Raw genomic sequence first — 20,414 nt, forward strand, 5'->3', positions numbered from 1 at the left:
TGTTTGAAGAGGTGAGTTTGCAGGCCGAACTTGGGGCCTATGTTGTCGCCCTTGAGGTCGGCGGTACCCACTCGTAAGGTGTGCGTTACGCGATTGTTTCGAAACGGGCGGGAAACACAGCGGGCCGGCGATGCTCTTAGTATGCCTAGTCAACTGACTGTCTAAATATCTAGGGGAGGATCGCGATGCAGGCAGATTCCGCTCAGCAGCAGGGCCTTTATCGCCCAGAATTCGACCACGATGCATGCGGCATCGGCGCGCTTGCCGATATCAATGGTGAGCGCCATCACCAGATTCTGGACGACGCGCTGTCCATTCTGGTCAACTTGGAGCACCGCGGCGGCACGGGCCTCGAGAAGAACACCGGCGATGGCGCCGGTATCCTGTTCCAGGTTCCGCATCACTTTTTTCGTAAAGAGGCTCAAAAGTGCGGCCAGATTCTGCCGGCAGAGGGCGACTATGGCGTGGCCATGCTGTTCTTCCCGCAGGACGACAAGGGCGTAGAGGATGCCCGCCGCGTGTTTGAGGAGGGCTGCGCCGAGGCCGGCGTGCCGCTGCTCTTTTGGCGCGAGGTGCCGGTCGACCCGCACGACCTGGGCGAGACGGCCCGCGCCTGCATGCCTACTATCCTGCAGGCCTTCCTGGGCCGCCCCGACGACACGCCGGCAGGTGACGCCTTCGAGCGCCGCCTGTACGTGTGCCGCCGCACCATCGAGAAGAAGGCCGACGCCGAGTTTGCCCTGCGAGACAAGATCTTCTACGTGTGCTCCATGAGCTCGCGCACTATCGTGTACAAGGGCATGCTCGTCGCCACGCAGATGCGCCGCTTCTTCATCGACCTCAACGATGCCGCCGTCAAAACGGCCGTGGCGCTCGTCCACTCGCGCTACTCCACCAACACCACGCCCAGCTGGGAGCGTGCGCACCCCAACCGCTTTATCATCCACAACGGCGAGATTAACACCCTCAAGGGCAACGTCAACTGGGTCCGCGCCCGCGAGCCCAACCTGTACAGCCCCGTGCTGCAGCACGATCTTGAGCGCGTGATGCCCATCATCAACCGCGAGGGCTCCGATTCCGCGATTCTGGACAACGTGCTTGAGTTCCTGGTCATGAACGGCCGTCCGCTCACGCGTGCCGCGTCTATGTTGCTGCCCGAGCCATGGGACCACAACGACAACCTGGGTGAGGAACGCCGCGCCTACGACGCTTACCAGTCCATGCTCATGGAGCCGTGGGACGGTCCTGCCGCTATCGCCTTTACCGATGGCCGTACCCTGGGCGCCGCCCTCGACCGTAACGGCCTGCGTCCCGCCCGCTATTATGTGACGCGCGACGGTCGTTTTATGCTGGCAAGCGAGGTGGGCACCATCGAGGTGAGCCCCGAGAACATCCTGACGAGCGGCTGCTTGGGACCGGGCCAGATGCTCGAGGTCGATTTTGCTCGCGGCCGCGTAATCTACAACGACGAGCTGCGCGCCCGCTATGCCAAGGAAAAGCCCTACCGCGACTGGATTGCCGAGGAGACGCTGACTATCGACGCGCTCGATGAGCCCGCCGCGCCCGCGCCCGCCGAGGATGCCGAGGTGCCCGCCGCCGTGCGCATGGCCAAGCTCGGCTATCACTGGGATGATGCTGACGAGGTCGTGCGCCCCATGGCCCAGCAGGGCAAGGCCCCGCTCGCCTCGATGGGTATCGATGCGCCGTTGGCCTGCCTGTCCAAGAAGACGCGTTCGTTCTTTGACTACTTCTATCAGCTGTTCGCTCAGGTCACGAATCCTCCGATCGATGCCCTGCGCGAGCACATGGTGACTTCGACCACGCTCTACCTGGGCAACCACGGCAACCTGCTCGAGGATTCCCGCACGGCCTGTCAGCTGGTGCGCTTGGAGCGCCCATTGCTCAACGAGGAAGAGTTCGAGCATATCTGTGCCATCGACCGTGTTGGCTTTAAGACCCGTCGTTTCCGTGCCGTCTACCGCCGCGATGCCGGCGAGGGCGCGCTGCAGGCTGCGCTCAAACAGCTTGCCGAGGACGTTGAGGCTGCGGTCCGCGACGGCGTGAACATTGTGGTGTTGAGCGATCGTGCCGCTGCGGGCGAGGTGCCCGTGCCGTCGCTGCTCGCCGTGGGCTGCGTGCACAACCACCTGATCCGCGCCGGCGTTCGTACTTTTGCCGACATCGTGGTGGAGTGCGGTGACGCCGTGTCCCCGCACGACTTTGCGGCACTGGTGGGCTACTCCGCGAGCGGCATCTATCCGTACAACGCACATGCGTGCATCCGCGATCTGGCGGCACGCGGCGACCTGGACGTGACGGCCGAGCAGGGCATCGCCAACTACAACAAGGCTGCGACCGCCGGCATCGTCTCCATCATGTCCAAGATGGGCATCTCCACGGTGCAGAGCTACCATTCGGCGCAGATCTTCGAAGCCGTGGGCTTTACGCCGGAGTTCGTCAACGCGTACTTTGCCGGCACGGTGAGCCGTGTGGGCGGTATGGGTGTCGAGGACGTTGAACGCGAGCAAAACGAGCGCTACGACGCCGCGCTCGCTATCCTTAAGAGCCCGGCTCCCGATCAGCTGCCCACGCTGGGCCTGACCAAGTGGCGCCCGCTCGGCGGCGAGGAACACCTCATCGACCCCCAGACCGTCTACCTGCTGCAGACCGCCTGCCGTGAGGACAGCTACGACACCTTTAAGGAGTACAGCGCCCGCCTGCACCGCACCGGCCGTGCCGTGCGTCTGCGCGACTTGCTCGACTTTGATGCCAGCGGCCGCACGCCGGTTTCGCTCGACGAGGTCGAGCCCGCGCTCAACATCGTCCGCCGCTTTAACACCGGCGCCATGTCGTACGGCTCCATCAGCAAGGAAGCACACGAGTGCATGGCCATCGCCATGAACCGCCTGCACGGCCGTTCCAACTCGGGCGAGGGCGGTGAGGATCCGCGTCGCGAGACCCCGCTGGCTAACGGTGATTCCAAGAACTCCGCGATCAAGCAGGTGGCAAGTGCGCGCTTTGGCGTGACGAGCCGCTACCTGTGCAGCGCCTTCGAGATTCAGATCAAGATGGCCCAGGGCGCCAAGCCCGGCGAGGGTGGCCACCTGCCCGGCAAGAAGGTCTACCCCTGGATTGCCGAGGTCCGTCAGTCCACGCCCGGCATCGGCCTGATCTCGCCTCCGCCGCATCACGACATCTACTCCATCGAAGACCTGGCCGAGCTGATCTTCGACCTTAAGAACGCCAACCCCGGTGCGCGCGTGTCGGTCAAGCTGGTCAGCGAGGCTGGTGTCGGCACCATCGCCACTGGTGTTGCCAAGGGTGCTGCCGACAAGATTTTGATCAGCGGCCACAATGGCGGCTCGGGTGCCGCTGCGCGCGATTCGATCTGGCACGCCGGTCTGCCGCTGGAGCTTGGCCTTGCCGAGGCTCAGCAGACGCTGCTGCAAAACGGCCTGCGCTCGCGCGTGGTGCTCGAGGCCGACGGCAAGCTCATGGACGGCACCGATGTTGCTGTCGCCTGCCTGCTGGGCGCCGAGGAGTTTGGCTTTGCGACCATGCCGCTCATCTCGATGGGTTGCCTCATGCAACGCGACTGCCAGCAGGATACCTGCCCGGCCGGCATCGCTACGCAAAACTGCCGCCTGCGTCGCGGCTTCCGCGGCAAGCCCGAGCACGTTGAGCACTTTATGCTCTTTGTTGCCGAGCAACTGCGCGAGGTCATGGCGAGCCTGGGCTTCCGCACCGTCGACGAGATGGTCGGCCATCCCGAGTGCTTGCGCCAGATTGAGGTCCCGGGCAACCGTAAGGCCAACCTGCTCGATCTGTCGCCCGTGCTGGCGAGCGCGACCTGCGAGTTCGGTGCCCATATCCCGGGTGCCGACGGTCGCCACTTCCTGCCGCAGATGGCCGCGGACAGCGAGCTCGACAAGACGCTCGACTCCACGCTGTTCGTGCCCTATACGGCCGATGCCCGTGCCCACTTGCGTCCGATTCGCTTCCGCGCTGATATCGCCAACGTCAACCGTTGCGTGGGCACCATCCTGGGTAACGCGGTGACCAAGGCACATCCCGAGGGCCTGCCCGCCGGCTCCATCACCATCGATTGCGATGGATCGGCCGGTCAGAGCTTTGGCGCCTTCCTGCCGCGCGGCATTACGCTCAACGTGTGCGGCGACGCCAACGACTACTTTGGCAAAGGCCTTTCGGGCGGCGAGGTGTCGGTGCGCCCCAACCCGCATGCGACCTATAAGTTCGACGAAAACATCATCGTGGGCAACGTTGCGTTCTTTGGCGCCACGAGCGGCCGTGGCTTCATCAACGGCCTGGCCGGCCAGCGCTTTGGCGTACGCAACTCCGGTGCCACCGTGGTGGTCGAGGGCTGCGGCAACCATGGCTGCGAGTACATGACGGGCGGTCTGGCGCTTATCCTGGGTGAGGTCGGGCAGAACTTCGCCGCCGGTATGACGGGCGGCGTGGCCTATGTCTTTGACCAGTACGGCACGCTCGATGCCCGCGTGAACCACGAGAGCGTTGAGCTCAAGGCCCCGACGGCCGGCGAGCTGGCACAGATTCGCGAGCTCATCCAAGAGCACGTGGACGCGACGCAGAGCCCGCGCGGCATCAAGCTGCTCTACAGCTTTGAGACGATGAGCAAGCACTTCGTGAAGGTCATTCCGACCGAGTACGAGCGTGTGCTGGCGATTGTCGCCGCCGCCGAGGCCGTCGGCAAGACGCATGCGCAGGCAGAGGAGCTGGCGTTTGACATCGTGACCGGTCGCGCGAGCGCTGCGGATGTCGCTCGCTTCGATGCTGCGGGCGGTGCTGCGGGCGGTGCTGCGGGCGCTGCGTCCGTGGCTGCCAGCCCTGTTGCTTCGACCAAGAAGGAGGCGTAAGTGCCATGGGTAAGCCCGGTGCTTTTCTTGATATCGATCGCGTGACCCACGAGCTGCGTCCCGTGGAGGAGCGCAGTCATGATTTTGATCCCCTGTATGTGGAGCTCGATGACGACGCACGTCGCGTCCAGGCGAGCCGCTGCATGATGTGCGGCGTGGCGTTTTGCCAGATGGGCGCGAGCTTTGGCAAGGCACGTCCGAGCGGCTGCCCGCTGCACAACTTGATTCCCGAGTGGAACGAGCTGGTGTACCGCGGCCGCTGGGATGAGGCTGCCGAGCGCCTGTCGCTCACCTCGCCCATGCCTGAGTTCACGAGCCGCGTGTGCCCGGCACTGTGCGAGGCCGCGTGCAACCTGGGCTCGGTCGACGGCCAACCCACGACGATTCACGATAACGAGCGTGCGATCAGCGACCATGAGTGGGCCAACGGCGGCCCACGTCGCTTTGAGCCGGCAGGGGAGGACGCGCCCTCGGTCGCCGTGGTTGGTTCCGGCCCGGCTGGCCTGGTGGCAGCATGGGAGCTTGCACGTCGCGGTGCCCGCGTGACGGTGTTTGAGCGCGCCGACCGCCCCGGCGGCCTACTCATGTACGGCATTCCCAACATGAAGCTCGAGAAGTCTGTGGTCGAGCGTCGTGTGGCGCTCATGCGCGAGCTGGGTATTGTGTTCGAGCTGGGCGCCGACGTGAGCGATCCCAAGGTTACCGCCAGGCTCGACGACTTTGACGCCGCCGTGGTGGCTGCCGGCGCCCGTGCTCCGCGTGGACTTTCGGCTGCGAACATTGATGCCCCGGGCGTGGTGTATGCCGTGGACTACCTGACGGCTTCGACCGTCTCGGTGCTCGATGGCGGCAAGCCCGCGGTGAACGCGCGCGGCCTGGACGTCGTGGTCATTGGCGGTGGCGATACTGGAAACGACTGCGTGGGTACCGCCGTGCGTCAGGGCGCGCGCAGCGTGCGCCAGTTTGAGTTCTTGCCGGCTGCGCCCGATAAGCGCGCGGCAGGCAACCCCTGGCCGCAGTGGCCCAACGTGAAGAAGACCGACTACGGCCAGCAGGAGGCTATCGCTGCCATGGGCGGCGAGATGCGCGCTTGGGGCGTGGACACGCTCGAGGTGCTGCTGGACAAGAAGGGCGCGGCTGCGGGTCTGCGCGTGGTCGATCTGGATTGGTCGGCCGGCAAGCCCGAACGCATTGCGGGCTCCGAGCACGAGGTGCCGGCGCAGCTGGTGCTCATCGCCTGTGGCTTTACGGGTCCGGAGTACGGTGTGTTCGATGCGGTGAGCGTGCCTGTTGCCACCGCTGGTCGTCCGCTGCCGGTGATGGCTGCCGAGGGCTCGCATCTCGCGGCTCGCACGGAGGGCGTCGCCGCGGATGCCGCGCCGGTGTATGTGGCGGGTGATGCCCGCAACGGCAGCTCGCTCGTGGTGAGTGCCATGGCCGATGCCCTGGCCTGCGCAGCCGAAGTCGCCGAGGCACTGGAACTGTAAAGTAGTCACGGAGATATTCAACAATCGAATCGGCAAGGGCTGTCCCTAACTGCCGGCACAAAAGGAACGTCCCTAAGTGCCGACAGTTAGGGACGTTCCTTTTGTGCCGGCATTCGGGGACACTCCTTGCGGATTTGCGAGCAGTTTGCGCGTTTGTCGACGTGCGGGTGTTCATTTGTCGACTTCTTGGGCTGTGGTCACCTGTTGTTTCTGTGGTGGCTGCAGGCATCTGGCTCAAAAGGGCGGGTTGGCCGTCTATGTTTGCCTGCGGTTTTGTTGCGGTGCACATTTTCGGTCAAGCTTTTCGTCAAGTGTTTGGTCAGCATCTGGTTTGCAGTCGGAGGCCTATTTTGCCCGCGCTGGTCGTGGCTGCCCACCCTCCTCGTAAGCTCAAATTGAGGTCCATCAGTTTGAGGAGGATGCCATGACTGACCACGCTTTTGACCGAGCAGAGCTGGCTGAAGCCGTCGGCAACGATATTGCCGACATGGCTCACTTTTGGATGCTGCGGAAGTTTCAATTCCTGGAGCCGGCGCGCGAACAGTTCGAAGTCATTGTCGACCCGTGGCTCAGCTATTGCGAGGGGCCTTCTCAAAACGAAATCATGGCCTACAACATGGCGTTTACCGATTGGCTGCTCTTCGAGCGCCCCTATCGCCATGGCAAAACGCTGCTCGAGCTATATGTTGACGAGCCGCCGGCATCGCTTTCGCCTGCCTCGCTCAAGCGGCTCGAGCAGGTACGCGACACGCAGTATTTCTCGCGCTTTGGCATTTTGGACAAGAATCCTGCGTCCGGCATGGTCGTGCTGAAGGACACGCGCACCGATCATCGCTTTGATGTCTACGACCCGCATATCGTGCGGAAGGAGCATTGGAACGACGGCGCGATTGCGGTGCGCCTCGCCTGCGTCGACGATGTCTGGCTTACGGCGGGACAGCTCTACCTGTATGACATCGCGCGCCTGAACGACACGGCGGTCGACGGGCCGGGTGCGGTGCATCCCGAGGACCTGCAGGACGGCTTTGACACCTCGTGCATCAGCTTCTTCTTGCGTCTGGTCCGCGACATCATGGGCGCCCAGGGGCGTTACGTAAAGTCGCTCAATATTTACGAGCAAGAATGGGAGTAGGGGATGGGCGGTTGTCGCCTGCCTCGCCTTCTGCCTTTATGTCTCGATCTGTAACGTTTGGGGACAAAAAACCGGTCTACCTGTTACGGATCGAGACGAATGCTTGGGCGCCGCTGGTTTGTCTCAATCTGTAACGTTTAGGGGTCTGGAGAACGTCTTACTGTTACGGATCGAGACGTTTGTCACCTGGCTGGGGGAATGTCTCAATCTGTAACATCTACAGTCCAAAAATCGGTCTTCTTGTTACAGATCAAGACGTTTGTCGGCGGAGGCAACGGTGACGATGGTCCATTTGTCCGATGTGGTGGTGATGGAAGTGCCTAATACCGTTTTCAAGCACAAGCATACGACTCGCAACACGTTGGCGCGGAATAGGATGCTCGCGCGACTCACGGAGGCGACCGAGCAAGGTGCGCTGCTCGCAACGCATGACAATGCCGAGCTCATGTGGCTACGGCGTCATGTGGGAACCGATGATATTGCGGAGCCCGAGCCGTATTTGTTCTGCTTTCAACATGATTGGGGTGTACTGACGCCGGCGGAGCGAGCGCTGCGTACCATCAAAGGGCTTGCAGAGTTTCATCCCGATTGGGCGTTTTGGGGTTATGACGCGGCACTTTTGTGGGGTCTGGAGGTGCCGAATGATCTGCTTGGGCCACGATATCTTGTTATGACAGGTTGCTCGGTGCCGCTGAGTGCAGGATGTCGGCTGTTGCGTCCGCAGGCGGCGGGCGCACTTGAACAAGTCGACGGCGTGCAGGCGACGTCGTTTTGGCGCACGGTGGAGGATTGCTTGCTGCGTGCGCCGTTCTCCTACGGGTTGGCGATTGCCGATTCTGCATTGAGGGCAAGGGGCGTATCGCGCGATGACCTGTGCGAGTGTCTCCGCTCCGATTGCGAGGGCAGGCGCGGGTATCGCAGGGCGCAAGTGATTGCGTCATATGCGGACGGCTTGTCCGAAAACGGCGGCGAGTCTCGCTTTCGGGCGTTCTTTATTGCATACGGTTTTCCGGTGCCAGAGTTGCAGGTGGAGTTTCGCGACCCGCTTGATCAGAGCCAAGTGTTTCGCGTCGACTATTTTTGGCGGCTCGAGGACGGGACATGTGTCATCGGCGAGCTCGACGGAAAGGGGAAGTACACCTTGCAGAACAGCGAGGGTCGGGAGTCGGTCGACCCATTCGTGGCAGAGCGTCAGCGGGAATCTCATCTGACAATGCTCGGGCATAAGGTGCTTCGGTTTACGTTTGATGAACTCAAAGACCCGGGGAAGCTGGTCGAGAAAATGAGGCTGGCGGGTATTCCTCGGCAGGTTGAATTGGCTGAGGAGTGGAGATGCCAGTGGTATGGGCGCCGAGAGGTTTTGTCTCGATCCGTAACGGTTAGAGGCTGTTTGAGCTCGTAATTGTTACAGATCGAGACAAACCGGCGAAACGTCGACCGAATGTCTTGATCTGTAGCATCAAGGGGCCCAATAACCCTGTACTTGTTACAGATCGAGACATTTCCCTGGTGTCGCCGGGGTGGGACTGCAACGTATTCCGTCCCCCCACATCCCCTCTTCCTTCCGTTAACCGATGCGTCTGCGGCAATCCGGCGGGACTGGGCGATAATGGACAAATGTTCAAGTTAATCGTGAGGGAGGAGCTCGATATGGCATCTGCCGATCGTTCCACGTTGTTTATCAATGCGACCATTCTGGATGGTTCGGAACATATGGAGCCGCAACCCGATATGGCCGTGACTGTTGAGCGCGGCGTCATCACCTGGATGGGGCCGAGTGCTGTGGCGCAGGCGCCTGCAGGTGCCGAGGTTATCGACCTGGGTGGTGCGTATCTCATGCCCGGTCTCATCAATATGCACGTGCACCTGTGCGGCTCGGGCAAGCCTGTCTCGGCCGGCGATGCGGGAGCGCTGATGAAGAAACTCGATAATCCCGTGGGCCGTGCCATCGTCTGCCGCATCCTCAAGGGCAGTGCCCAGCAGCAGCTGGCAAGCGGCGTGACCACGGTGCGCGGCGCGGGCGACCCGTTGTTTGCCGACATTGCCGTGCGCGACGCTATCGACGCCGGCAAGTATCAGGGTCCGCGCCTGGTGGCGCCGGGAACGGGCGTCACGGTGCCGGGCGGCCATGGCGCGGGCTTGTTCGCCCAGGTGGCCAACAGCCCCGTCGAGGCAGCCGAGCAGGTGCGAGACCTGTATGCGCGCGGCGCCGACGTCATTAAGCTGTTCGTAACGGGCGGTGTGTTCGATGCGACCGAGGTGGGCGAGCCGGGCGTGCTGCGTATGCCGGTGGAGGTTGCCGCGGCGGCGTGCAAGGCGGCGCACGAGGTGGGCCTGCCGGTTATGGCTCATGTCGAGAGCACCGAGGGCGTGAAGGCCGCGCTTGAGGCCGGGGTCGACACGATCGAGCACGGTGCCCCGATGACGCCCGAGATCCTGGAGCTGTACCGTGGCGCCGCGGGCACGCAGCTCGAGGGACGTGCGCCCAGCGTTACCTGCACTATCAGCCCGGCGCTGCCGTTTGTGTTGCTCGATCCGGAGAAGACCCATTCGACTGACACGCAAAAGAAGAACGGCGACATCGTGTGCTCGGGCATTATCGAGAGTGCTCGTGCGGCGCTGGATGCCGGCGTTAAGGTGGGCTTGGGCACGGACTCAAGCTGCCCGTTCGTGACGCAGTACGACATGTGGCGCGAGGTGGCCTATTTTGCCAAGTACGTGGGCGTGAGCAACGCCTTTGCGCTGCATACGGCCACGCAGGTCAATGCCGAGCTCCTGGGGCTGGGCGGCGAGACCGGTACGATCGAGTGCGGCAAGGCCGCCGATATCCTGGTGACGCGCAAGAATCCGCTCGATGACCTGTGCACTCTGCGTGAGCCGACGCATGTGATGTGTCGCGGTGATCTGGTACGCAAGCTCAAGGTGAAGCGTATTCCCGAGGTGGACGCCGAGCTCGACGCGATTATGGCCATGCCTGCCGAAGCGCTGGCTGAGGAGCTGGCCCGCGACGGCGTGGCGTAGGTGTGACAAAGGTGCAGCTCCGTTGCCGCATACAAAAAGCCGAGGTCTCAACACGAGGCCTCGGCTTTTTAATCGAACAAATACTTAAGATTTGGGACAAACAAACCTGATTAATTTGTCCCGCGTGCGGGCGCTAGGAGCGGGTTTCCATCTTGGCGTGGCACTTGGGGCAGGTGACGCGGATCTTGCCTTTGCCCTTGGGGACGGAGAGCATCTGGCCGCAGTTGGGGCACTTGAGGTATGCCGTGGTCTTGCGACCCTTCCACATCTTCTTGGCCGTGCGCTTGGCACGCTCAAAGTCTTCCTTACTGGTGCCGGCTGCGCGTGAGGTGCTGGCCGCTGCAGTTCCACCGCCCAAGCTGGCGACGAACTTGCCCAAGCCGGGGACGTTCGCGGTCGCGGCGACAAAGGCCTCGTTCTCCTTGCGACGTGCGTCGATGTTTTTGGACAGGCCGCGCAGCACGCCAATCACGATGACGGCGATGGCGATCCAGCTGAGCCACTGGATGCGGGCGATCGATCCGATCATCGCGATGATGATGCCAGCAAAACCCATTACGATGGTGAGCTCGTCAGCGCCATTGCGACCCTTCATAAAGTCATTCATGCAAATTGCCTTTCGTTCGATATGCTGCACGCCTTTATACCCGATTTAGAGCAAGGGGGACAGGTTAATCTGCACCAAGGTGGTGCAAACGTACCTGTCCCCGATACACCAAGATGGTGCAAAGCAGTCTGCCCCCAATGCCCCCAATTACTTGGAGAGCTTGTCGACGACGCGTTCGATCTCGGCGAGCTTGGCGGCTTTGAGGTCTTCGTCGCCCGATTCGATTGCCGAGGTCACGCAACCCTCGATATGCGCCTTGAGCACGTCGGCGTTGATGCGCGCAATGAGCGCCTGCGTTGCCATGAGCTGCGTGGAAATATCGACGCAGTAGCGGTCCTCCTCGACCATCCGCAGGATGCCGTCGATCTGACCGCGTGCCGTCTTGAGCATGCGGGTCACCGATTTATGGTCTGCCATCATGGCGGGTCCTCGTTTCTGGTCGGGGTGCGCGTGGGTCGTTACGCGGCGGTTACGGACAGGGCGTGGAACTTCTCGCCGGCGCCCTCGACGGCGGCGGCGAGCTGCTCGGCGGTCACGGTGTCGGCGCACTCCACCTGGACGGTCTGGGTTTCGTGATCGGCGTCGGCGTCGGTCACGCCGGCCACGTTGAGCAACGCCGTCTCGACGGTGGCGTCGCAGTGGCCGCACATAAGGCCGGAAGTCTTAATTGTGAAACGCATGGATATTCCTCTCTGTTGTGTCGGCTTTCCTAGGCACCCGACCTTGACCTTCAAACCGTCGCTCGCGTACCAAAGTACGCGTCGCTCCTCTTTCAGGTCAATCTCGGGCACCTGGAAAACCCGTTCTAAATGGACTTAATGGTGAGCCTATTTTGCCACTTTGGATCTAAAAGTTCGCAGGCGCAGGGCATTGCTTACGACGCACACGCTCGACAGGCTCATGGCCGCGGCGCCGAACATCGGCGAGAGCTGCCAACCGGTGAGGGGGAAGAACACGCCCGCCGCCAGCGGAATGCCGATGCCGTTGTAGAACAGCGCCCAGAACAGGTCCTGCTTGATGTTGCGGATTGTGGCACGTGACAGCTCGATGGCACGGGCGACGTCCATGAGATCGCTGCGCATGAGTACCACGTCGGCGCCCTCCTTGGCGATGTCGGCGCCGGTGCCGATAGCAAGGCCCACGTCGGCGCGCGCCAGGGCGGGGGAGTCGTTGATGCCGTCGCCCACCATGGCGACCTTGCTGCCCGCATCCTGCAGTTCGCGCACGTGGCGCTCCTTGTCGGCGGGGAGGACGTCGGCGATGACCTGTTCGCTGCTCAGCCCCACGCGGCGGGCGATGGCCTCGGCCGTCACGCGGTTGTCGCCGGTGAGCATGCGCACGTCGACGCCGAGCGAACGCAGCGCGGCGATGGCCTCGGCGCTCGTCTCTTTGACCTCGTCAGCCACGGCGATGGTACCGACAAGCTCGCTGTTCTTGGCAAAGAACAGCGGTGTCTTGCCTTCGGCGGCGAGCTGTTCGGCAAGGCCCGCGGGCACGGTAACGCCCAGCTCGTCCATCAGACGCACGTTGCCGGCTGCGATGACATTTTGTCCCTCGCGCGCCGTAACGCCACGACCGGGCACGGCGGCAAAGTCCTCGACCATGCGCGCGACAATTCCGCGCGCCTCGCACTCGGCCATAATCGCCTCGGCCAGCGGGTGCTCGCTTGAGCGCTCCAACGCGGCGGCCAGCTTGAGCAGCGCCTTTTCGCTCATGGCGCGCGAGCCGTCAGCACGCGTGGCTACCACGATATCGGTCACGGCAGGCTTGCCGCGGGTGACCGTGCCCGTCTTATCGAGCACCACCGTGCCCACGCTGCGCAGATTCTCCAGCGCTTCGGCGCTCTTAAACAGAATGCCCATCTCGGCGCCCTTGCCGGTGCCCACCATAATGGCGACGGGCGTGGCTAGGCCGAGTGCACACGGACAGCTGATCACCAGCACAGCGACGGCGGAGGTGAGCGCTTCGTTGACGCTTCCGGTCAGTGTCATCCACGCCAAGAAGGTCACGGTCGAGATCACGAACACCACGGGCACGAACACGCCGGCGACCTTGTCGGCCATGCGGGCGATGGGCGCCTTGGTGGCGTTGGCGTCCTCGACAAGCTTGATGATCTTGGCGAGCGATGTCTCGGCACCCACACGCGTGGCGCGGAAGGTAAACGAGCCGGTGCGGTTGACGGTGGCGGCGTTGACGGTGTCACCGGCGGTCTTTTCCACGGGGATGGACTCGCCGGTCAGCGCGCTCTCGTCCACGGCCGAGCTGCCCTCGAGCACCACGCCATCGACGGGGATGGACTCGCCGGGGCGTACGCGCAGGATCTGGCCGGGAAGGATGCTGTCGACGTCGACGGTGGTCTCGCTGCCGTCCTCTGCCACGACGGTCGCGGTCTTGGGCGCCAGGTCGATCAGCGCCTCGATAGCGCCGCCGGTTTTGGACTTGCTGCGCGTCTCGAGGTATTTGCCCACGGTGACGAGCGACAGGATCGTGCCTGCGCTCTCAAAATACAGATTGTCCATGCCCGTCATCATGGCCTCGTGGACCTGACCCGCGGCTAACTGGTCGGCCATGATGAACATGGCGTAGAGCGACCGGGCGATGGAGGCGGTGGCGCCCACGGCGATGAGGGCGTCCATGGTGGGCGCGCCGTGCGCGAGCGATTTAAACCCGTTGATAAAGTACGCGTCGTTGACATAGACGATGGGGATGAGCAGGACGAGCTCGGTGAGGGCGAGCGTCATGCTGTGGGTATGGTCGGTGAAGACGCCGGGCAGCGGCCAGCCAAGCATGTGCCCCATGCCTATGTAGAACAGCGGGATGAGGAATACGATTGAGACGATGAGACGAGTGCGCATGGCAGAGGCGGCGGCCTCCAGTTTTTTGGTGGGCGACTCCATATGGGCGGCGCCGGACCTGGCTTGCGTACTGCTGCTTTGGGCGGCGTCGGTGCCCGTGCTGACGGGTGAGGCCGAGTAGCCAGCGCGATCGACGGCGGTGCAGATGTCGTCGGGAGTGACCTGCGCGGGGTCATAGTCGACCATCATGGAGCCGGCGAGCAGATTGACCGCGACGCTCTCGACGCCGTCGAGCTTGCTCACGGCGCGGTCTACGTGCGCCTGGCAAGCGGCACACGTCATGCCGCCCACATCGAATTTATCTTGAGCCATGGCTTCTCCTTTCTGTGACGTAGTGTCGGAAATGTTAACCAACCGATACTATACACCCATACCCCCTGGGGGTGTCCAGTGCAGAAAAATATATGAGATTTCATTACAGATGAAGATGGATGGTTGGCCGATGGACCGTCCCTGCCAAACATCTCGATCTGTAACATCTGGACCGGTTTGCCTGCTAGATGTTACAGATCGAGACAATCTCGGAGCAGATGCCCCGGCCATACAACGTAAAACGCCGGGGCGCCCGTGTGGTAAACGTCCCGGCGCATGTTAGGCAGGGTTTGCGAAGCGGTGGGAGGGAGGAGAAGCCGTCCTCCCGAAATCCTTACTCCTGACGACGCTTCTTGTCAGTCAGAAAGACGCCGGCGGCTACGAGCACGACACCTCCGATGACAAACGTCTCACCGGCGAGCGCAGCATTGTCGCCTGTGGTGGGAAGTGTCGAGTTGGCGGCCGTCTTGGCGTTGCCGGCAGGCGGCTTTCCAGTAACCGGCTTAGCGGCAGCCTGTGTGATCTTGGCCTGCTCGACCTTCGCCGCCTCTTGCTCCTGGCGGGCGATCTCGTCCTTCAGGGCTTGCTCGGCGGCTACGCGTTTTGCCTTCGCCTCGTTGTAACCGTTGAGAGCCGCGGTGTAGGCTGGCGTCGCAGCATCAAGGTCTGCCTGAGCGGCATCAAGTGCGGCCTTTGCGTTATGTTCTGCCTGCTTGGCGGCGACGCACTTGGCAAAGAGGGCATTGAGCGTATCGTTCGCGTTTGCGTCAGAGCCAGTAGCAATGCCGTTTTCGACGTTGATGGACTTGAGCTTTCCGAGAGTAGCAGCAGCGGCGTCCGATGCGGCCTGAGAATTCTCGACCGCCTGCTCGGCGTTCGCGATGGCATCATTTGCCGTGCTAAGGGCGACTCCGGCATCGGTAACTGCTGCGTCGGCCTCCTTCTTGGCCGCCTCGGCGGTGGCAAGATTATCGGCTGCATTGCTCAGGGCGTCGGCACGGGCCTTCTTTGAAGCAAAGTCGTTTTTCGCCGTGGTCAGATCGCTCGCAGCGTGCCCCGCGGTCGCCGCCTTGGCCTCGGCGTTGTCCTTCGCGGTGTCGAGGGCCTGCTTTTTGGCAGCCTCGTCGAGCTTCGCCTTTTCGAGAGCGCTCTGGGCAGACGTCTGGGCTGCCGTGGCTTCATCAAGCGCCTGATGGGCCTTGTCGGCTTTCTCCTGAGCCGCAGCAACATCGGCTGAATACTTGGCAAGTTCCTTCTTTGCATCTTGCAGAGCCTGCTGCTTTACGAGAGTCTCTGCCTTGGCGTCATCAACCTTCTTCTGACTCTGAGCGGCTTGCTCTTTCGATGCCTTAAGCTCGGCGCGCTTCTGGTTGACGACCTGCTCTGCGGTCGCCACGTTGCTTTGGGCGGCTTTGACCTGGTCTTCGGCTTCGGCAACTTTTCCGTTTGCCTTGGCGAGATTCTGCCTTGCTAGGGCAACAGCGGCGGCGGCACTTGCTGTGCTGTCGTTCTTGGCGGCAAGGTCGCTATTCGCGGCAACAATGCCTTTCTGCTTTTGAGCGACGAGGGTTTCAGCTGCCTTTACGGCATCGGCTTTCGATGCCGCCGTGCTGCGATTTTGCTCGAGATTTGCTTTCGCGGCGGCAAGGTTGTCGCTGGCCTTGGAGAGGTTTAGCTGATACTGATCAAAGAGATTCTCGAGTTCATCGATCGAGTATTCTTTCTCGTACGAACCGTAATTGTTGTCGATCTCCAAGACGAACACATACGGCCAAAGGGTTCCGCGCGAGTTGATGCCGTATCCCATGGTTTTGGCGTCAGGCTGTACGATATTCAAATAGTGGCCGATGGTGCCAAAACCCACGCCTTGGGCTCCGAATTCGGTACCGTGACTCCAGAAAGTCTTCCAAGCATCTTTGGGGGCAACGTTGCCAAGGCCGGCTTTCGCTGCAGCATCGTCAAATATTTTCTTTTCGCCATCAACCCATTGGTGCGCGATGTTTTCTTTAGTGCTGAAGTTCCAAGCGGCATTTTCAAATCCGGCATAGTCTGAGTGCCCCTTCGTTGCGTCGGAGTAATTGGAATCAGACTGAGCGATTGCCATTTGCTCTGCCGTCACCTTAAGCTCGCTAAGGCCGACGCTTTTGCGATATTCATTAATTTCGCGCAGCTTGCCAAACGAAAGCTTGGCGTTGTCGAGTGACGTGCCGTCTTTTTTATCGCCAATGGTCGTTGGGTTTTTATCGCTCTGCCTATAGATGATGTTTGCAGCGTCATTGGCACCGATGAACTGGTAGAAGCCGATGACGCTCTGCGCCTCCGCCGTCGTTGCCTTATCGGTTGCTGCCTTGCACGTATCGTATGCTTTCTGTGCATCGACAACGGCTTGATCGGCGGCCGCCTGGTTTGCCTTGGCAGTTTCGAGCGCCTTGTCTGCCTGCTCCTTCTCGGCTTTTGCCTGGTCGACTTGTTTCTGAGCGGCCTTTGCCTTCTCCAGTTCGGTAGCATGTGCCTGCTTTGCCGAGGTCAACTCCGATTGCGCCGCATCGGCTTTCGTCTGGGCTGCCGTTACATCATTTTCGGCTGCTGCGACTGTCTGCTTCTTGGCTTCGAGCTCGCTTTCGGCACCGGTGAGGGCGTCCTGCTTGGATGCAACGTCGCTATTTGCCTTAGAAAGGCCTGCTTCGGCAGCCGCCTGCTGCTGCTTCGCCTGGTCGAGTGCGCTTTGGGCAGCATCGACCTTTGCTTGGGCGGCGTCATACTCCGGGCCCTCGGCGCCTGCCTTTGCGGCCGCCAAATCGGCTTGTGCGCTGTCATGCGCTGTCTGTGCTGCGACTACCTTACCATCCGCGGCGGTCTTTTCCTGCTGAGCGGAAGCCAGCGTACCTGCCGCTTCGTCGTAAGCGCTCTGCGCGGCGCTCTGAGCCTGCTGAGCGTCGGCGAGCGCGGAATCGGCAGTGGCCTTCGCAGCCTTTGCTTGGTCCAGAGCGGCCTGCGCATCTGCGGCAGCCTGCTCGGCGACCTTGATTTCCTCCGGCGTTGCGTTGACGGCTGCCTTCTGGGCTGCCTCGAGCTTTGCCTGCGCATCAGCTGCCGCCTGCTTCGCGGCATCAAGGGCCTTCGACTTGTCCTCGGCATCGGTCTTGGCTGCATCGAGCTTTCCTTGGGCATCCTTCAGCGTGGCACTGGCGCTGTCGGCCGCCTTGACGCTTTCATCGAGCTGGCGAGCATATTCGGCACGCGCGGCGGCCTCTGCCTGCGAATTATCGGAGGCGGAGGCGTCATAGGTGCTTTGTGTGTTGTCGCGGGCCGCCTGCTTTTCGGTATAGGGGGCAGCTGCCGTGTCGTAGTCGGATTTGGCGTCTGCCTCGGCAGCCTTTGCGGCGTCGATTGCAGCCTGCAAGTCGGCAATCTTCTGGGCGTTTGTCTTTACTGCGGAACCTGCCGCCTCGCCGGCGTGGACAGCAAGCGGGGACATGATCGCGTCCTGTGCCGTGGTGTCACTCGCATCGTTGGCAAATGCCGAGAACGGCGCGAGCAGCGACGAGCCAGTCATAGCGATGGTGGTTGCCGCGGTGACGGCGAGTCGTGTTGCCTTGTGGCCCGAGAATGTGGGGCGAGGCTCGGCGACGCCTGAGACTTCCAAGTGTTTAGGTGCGTACTTTGCCATTTCTTCTCCCAATCGTTGAAGGGGTACCTATGACAATTTGTACGTTACAACCGCCGAAAGGGTTCCTGTTGCGCAACATTGGCAAGGAAATGTCGACACACTTGAGTCACATTTATGAGGCGAAGTTCTCGGCAAGCTAATGTCTCGTTCTGTAACATCTAGGCCTGTATCTGCCGAGCTAATGTTACAGATCGAGACAATTGCCGGGGAGGGGTCCCGTCACGGCAAGACGCCCGCCGCCTAGATACAGAACCCGGGGATCACACAGGTTCGCTTATTTGGCTTGTCCGCAGGCGTTGCGTACGTAAAGACGTCGCCGTCGTGTCCCACACGATTCAAATAGAGTGTGCCTCCACTCTCCGATGTGTCAGGGCTCACCGTGCGCTCCCACCAGCAGGTGTCCTTGCCCTTCCACTGGCGGACCATCGTCTCGTTCGTGGAATACGGGCTCACCTTGAGCTCGCGGAAGAGCTGATACTCCTTGCCCTCGCCGTTGTAGATGTCTGCCAGGTAGTGATAGCCCTCGGCAAACGAATCGGGCGGTTGCGTACCGCACAGCTCGACCATGGCGGGCAGCCAAAGGGTTGCGGGCAACTCGCTCAGACACGATGCACTGTTGGCGGCGCCCACATTGTTCGAGACCTTCTTGACCCCTTTAATGAGCGCGCGCAACTCGTTGGGCAGCAGCTTAAGGCCGTCGCCGTCGAGCCATTCCCGCAGCTCGCAATCTGCCCAGCCGGCGCTCGGCGGTTCAGTCGCAGCATCGCGCTCGGCAATACCCGCGTCGAACATAAACGTCAGCCCGGCCTTGCCCGTCCCGTCCAGAAGCTCATCGTGGCGGATGCCCACAAGCTGAGCGCCGACCTCCAGCCCGTTGGCGAGCTTCACACGCTTGGTGCACGGATAGGGGATATGCCCATCAACGTCGAGCAGGTGGTAGCGCTTGGCAATCTCGTGTGCCTCGCTACGGGTCTCGGCGGCCTTAATCTTGAGCGAAATCTCCTGCAGCTGAGCCCAGGTGTAGTCGTCAAGCGAACCGCGGATGCCGTCCAGGTAGTCGGGGATGCCAAAGCCATGGGTTGCCGCCCCGATAACGCCGAGCCCCGCAACGGCTGCAACGACGCCGCCGATGACAAAGCGACGGCGTGTCATGGCGTCGTGCCGGGCCTGCTCCAAAATCTCTCGCGCGCGCTCGCCGGCGACGTCGACCTTAAGGTGCGCGCCAGAATCGATATCAATTGCGGCCTCGTCTCCTGCACCCTCGTGGTCCTCAGATTCTGCAGCGGGGAGGTATGTCGAGAGCACCTCGAGCATCTGCTGCTCGGTAGGGCGATCGCCCTGTTCGACCGAGATGCCTTTCATGATGATCTGGACAAGCGCTTTGTCGCCCTCGCAGCGCGGCTCGAGCGGCGCCGGTTTGGTCTTGGTCTTTATGAGGTAGAACGAGCCGGTCGCCGCGGCACCCGTCGACTCGACATCGAACGGTTTGCGACCGCTGTAGAGCTGGTACAGAATGCTCGAAAGCGCATAGACGTCGATCGCGGGCGAGCGGCGAAGGGCCGCGATGCCTTCGATATCCTGCGTGAGCATTTCGGGCGCGGCGTATGCGGGCGTGGCAAAGCGCCAGATGTCGGCGCGCCGGGTGATCGTGTCGTCGCCGAGGGCCATGGTCGCGGAGCCCATGTCGATGAGACAGGGGTCAAAGGAGCAATCGGCAATCTGCTGCTCGAGCGTTCGGCTGGTGGTGCGGAACATGATATTGGCAGGCGACAGGTCGCGATGGACGACCGGATTCACAAGGCCTTGGGTCATCAAGAGCGCGCGAAGCACAGCGTTTCCGACGGCGGCGACCATCTGGGTGGTCAGCCCGCCCGAGGCGTCGTGCGGAAGCAAGGGCAGCGCCTGTTTGAGCGAGGTGCCCTCGACCCACTCCATGAGGATAAGCGGGTCGTCCTCGCACGATCCGTAGCCATAGACGCGCGGAAATCCGCGCAGGTGCGAGACGGTACACAGATGACGGTACTCCTCGAACAGTGCGGCGGTGTTGGCCAGGTGCGCGGCCGATTGCTCGGCGGAGCGGTCGGGGGCTTGGCCGGAAAGGATGGCGTTGTCCTTGAGTAGCTTGACGGCAAAAACCTCGCCGCTTGTGTTGGTCGCGCGAAGCACATGTCCGATATTGCCGCTGTCGCGGTATGCCGTCTGAAGAATAAGCGTCATAAACCGGCGTCTGGCGTCGTCCTCGGCACTGGGGTCGACTGCCACGGCGGTATCGAACGTATCGAGACGGATGAGTTTGTCGCCATAGGCGCTATCGGTAGTATCCATGGCGTTCCTTTGTCTGGCATGGGTTGCCGCGCGTATACGTGGGCAGTGCGGATATCGGTAAAGTACTATGATAGCCGCACTGCCCACGTATACCGCTGGGTATTGTCGTT

At 62.0% G+C, this 20,414-nt stretch carries 11 protein-coding genes; 5 read left to right on the plus strand and 6 right to left on the minus strand.

The features are described from left to right. Positions 1 to 185: 185 nt before the first annotated feature. The 5 genes from gltB to PMX70_RS00655 all read left to right on the plus strand — a co-directional run bounded on the left by gltB (position 186) and on the right by PMX70_RS00655 (position 10,535). Entirely contained in the window at positions 186 to 4,895 is a 4,710-nt protein-coding gene (gltB, locus tag PMX70_RS00635) for a glutamate synthase large subunit (RefSeq protein ID WP_271742495.1), read from the plus strand. A gap of 5 nt (positions 4,896 to 4,900) precedes the next feature. After that, a complete protein-coding gene (locus PMX70_RS00640; protein ID WP_271742496.1) occupies positions 4,901 to 6,382 on the plus strand; it encodes a glutamate synthase subunit beta in 1,482 nt (493 codons plus the stop codon). Positions 6,383 to 6,806: 424 nt separating this feature from the next. Continuing rightward, entirely contained in the window at positions 6,807 to 7,514 is a 708-nt protein-coding gene (locus PMX70_RS00645; RefSeq protein WP_271742497.1) for a hypothetical protein, read from the plus strand. 277 nt (positions 7,515 to 7,791) lie between these two features. Then, positions 7,792 to 8,916 (plus strand): hypothetical protein, encoded by a 1,125-nt coding sequence (locus PMX70_RS00650; RefSeq protein WP_271742498.1) that lies wholly within the window; start codon positions 7,792 to 7,794, stop codon positions 8,914 to 8,916. 248 nt (positions 8,917 to 9,164) lie between these two features. Next, positions 9,165 to 10,535: an amidohydrolase family protein gene (locus tag PMX70_RS00655; protein WP_232049562.1), complete on the plus strand. Its 1,371-nt coding sequence runs from the start codon at positions 9,165 to 9,167 to the stop codon at positions 10,533 to 10,535. A gap of 133 nt (positions 10,536 to 10,668) precedes the next feature. On the opposite strand, the gene PMX70_RS00660 is transcribed toward PMX70_RS00655, so the two are convergent. The 6 genes from PMX70_RS00660 to PMX70_RS00685 all read right to left on the minus strand — a co-directional run bounded on the left by PMX70_RS00660 (position 10,669) and on the right by PMX70_RS00685 (position 20,304). Further along, on the minus strand, positions 10,669 to 11,142 hold the full coding sequence (locus PMX70_RS00660; RefSeq protein WP_271742499.1) for a hypothetical protein: 474 nt from the start codon (positions 11,140 to 11,142) through the stop codon (positions 10,669 to 10,671). Between the two features lie 147 nt (positions 11,143 to 11,289). Beyond that, positions 11,290 to 11,559, minus strand: coding sequence for a metal-sensing transcriptional repressor (locus tag PMX70_RS00665; protein ID WP_231501630.1), 270 nt, complete (start codon positions 11,557 to 11,559; stop codon positions 11,290 to 11,292). Between the two features lie 41 nt (positions 11,560 to 11,600). Continuing rightward, on the minus strand, positions 11,601 to 11,822 hold the full coding sequence (locus PMX70_RS00670) for a heavy-metal-associated domain-containing protein (RefSeq protein ID WP_055251893.1): 222 nt from the start codon (positions 11,820 to 11,822) through the stop codon (positions 11,601 to 11,603). 147 nt (positions 11,823 to 11,969) lie between these two features. Then, entirely contained in the window at positions 11,970 to 14,309 is a 2,340-nt protein-coding gene (locus PMX70_RS00675; protein ID WP_271742500.1) for a heavy metal translocating P-type ATPase, read from the minus strand. A 334-nt stretch (positions 14,310 to 14,643) separates the two neighbouring features. Further along, a complete protein-coding gene (locus PMX70_RS00680) occupies positions 14,644 to 17,979 on the minus strand; it encodes a CAP domain-containing protein (RefSeq protein ID WP_271742501.1) in 3,336 nt (1,111 codons plus the stop codon). Between the two features lie 240 nt (positions 17,980 to 18,219). Next, positions 18,220 to 20,304 carry a protein kinase domain-containing protein gene (locus tag PMX70_RS00685; protein WP_271742502.1) on the minus strand — a complete coding sequence of 695 codons (2,085 nt, stop codon included), beginning with the start codon at positions 20,302 to 20,304 and terminating at the stop codon, positions 18,220 to 18,222. Positions 20,305 to 20,414 lie beyond the last annotated feature (110 nt).

The sequence above is a fragment of the Collinsella aerofaciens genome (genome assembly GCF_028206795.1).
GTDB classification, from domain to species: Bacteria; Actinomycetota; Coriobacteriia; order Coriobacteriales; family Coriobacteriaceae; genus Collinsella; species Collinsella aerofaciens_AX.